Annotated in this window: 1 protein-coding gene and 2 pseudogenes; 1 reads left to right on the top strand and 2 read right to left on the bottom strand. The window is 58.3% G+C overall.

Annotated elements, in window-relative coordinates; genetic code table 11:
- The coding region (locus tag C9413_RS32020) for a flagellar biosynthesis protein FlgA (RefSeq protein WP_246703917.1) at positions 1-1,009 on the top strand (1,009 nt) is incomplete at its 5' end.
- A gap of 4 nt (positions 1,010-1,013) precedes the next feature.
- On the opposite strand, the pseudogene C9413_RS32015 reads toward C9413_RS32020, so the two are convergent.
- A pseudogene (locus C9413_RS32015) lies at positions 1,014-1,303 on the bottom strand (type II toxin-antitoxin system RelE/ParE family toxin).
- 7 nt (positions 1,304-1,310) lie between these two features.
- Positions 1,311-1,433, bottom strand: a pseudogene (locus C9413_RS34595) (type II toxin-antitoxin system RelB/DinJ family antitoxin); the annotation flags it as partial.
- Positions 1,434-1,539: the final 106 nt, after the last annotated feature.

The raw sequence follows: 1,539 nt of genomic DNA, 5'->3' as shown, positions 1-1,539 counted from the left end.
GCCAAGCCTACTGATAGGGCTGATCAGTTGGGCTCAGGTTCTCGGTCTAAATATCATCGCTGCCGGCAAATCCAGCGAATACGACTTCGTCTTTGATCCGGCCGAAAACATCCTGACCTGCAACGGCACGTCGCTCTATGCACCGCAGTTTGCCGCATGGCTCGAGCTGGGCACCCTTGCGACCCCGGATGTCGCCGCGGGCAGGGCGCAGGCAGCAGCGGCGCTGCCGCAGAGGACGGTGCCTGATCTTTGCGAGCTGACCCTTGTTGCCAATGCGACCGGCTTCACGGTGGATCGGTTGGATCTGCACGCCCCCATCGCACGCATCGGCGAAGTGGCGGACTTCTTCTCACCGGTGGAGGAGGGTGGTCTGCTCACTGGCAAATCAACTCTAGACGTGTTTCATTGCCTCCGGCTCCCTGGCGAAGTCAGCTTCGCCGGTGGTGTCTTCGTTACAGTCGAATGCAACGATGCGGAGACATGGGCAATGCTTGCTGAAAAGGGCCACGTGGTCAACCGGTCGGGCCGTACCGCAATGCTCTATCTGCCGCGCCACCTCCTGGGAGTCGAGGCGGCAAGCAGCATCCTGGAAGTCGGCCTCAAGGGCGTGTCGAGCGGGGCCGAGGCGCCGAAGCCGGTTATTGACCTCATCGCGCATGCCGATGCCGACCTGTCGGCTGGAACGCTACTTGCGGCAAGCGGTCATCATCATTCGATCGCCAATGTTTCGGGCAGAATGGTGCCGGCGCAGGCGATGTCGGCCGAAAGTCCGGTGCCTTTTTATCTCGCCGCCAACCGCAGGCTGGTTCGGCCGGTATCGGCGGCACCTCCGGTCCTTTGTAGGGACCTCCAAATCGGTGGGAGGTTCGCGCCGTTGAAGCTGCGACAAGAGCAAGGCCGCCACATTTCGAATGAGAAAGGCGCGGGCGGCGTGGGTGAAAAGCCGACCTTTCTTCGGGCGAAGAAGGCCAGATTTTCGAATGACAACGGAGCGGTCGCAGTCGGTTAAAAGCCTACTTACCTTCGATCGCAGAAGGCCATATTTTGGCGCCATGCAAGACACTCAGGATACGAGTCCTGGCATCACCGCATAGGCCGCAATATAAGGCGTGCGCGAAATAACAAGTTCGCGTGTTCCAGCAATCCGGCCGGGGCGTCCGCTTTCAGAAAACTCAAGGAGACGACGCGCGGCGCGAACGACCTCTTTATCGACATGAACCGCCGCGCGCGGGTTTCTGCTTCGATATAGCTGAAGATACTGTCGCGATCATCAAGAGCGTTATTGCGACCAGACTTGTCTCATCAGTCTCGCTTGCCTTAAGCAGTGGCGCTGACCGGTGTGTACTGAAATGCTTATCGGCGTCGGCGTCTTCGATGTCGGCTCGCCTATCCTCGAGGGCTTGCAGTACTTTAGCACGGAACCAGGAATCGTGATCTGTAAGGCATCGAATCATAGATGATGAAATAGTCGTCTTCGATCAGGGATGACATTTGCGCTTCTTTTCAGCTCAACAGTTGATGCTTGGCTACGGTCATGAC

This window comes from Rhizobium sp. SEMIA 4085, assembly GCF_013004495.1.
In the GTDB taxonomy this organism is placed as follows: Bacteria; Pseudomonadota; Alphaproteobacteria; order Rhizobiales; family Rhizobiaceae; genus Rhizobium; species Rhizobium gallicum.
The sequence above is the reverse complement of the archived record's forward strand: the minus strand, read 5'-3'. Positions and strand labels throughout refer to the sequence as shown.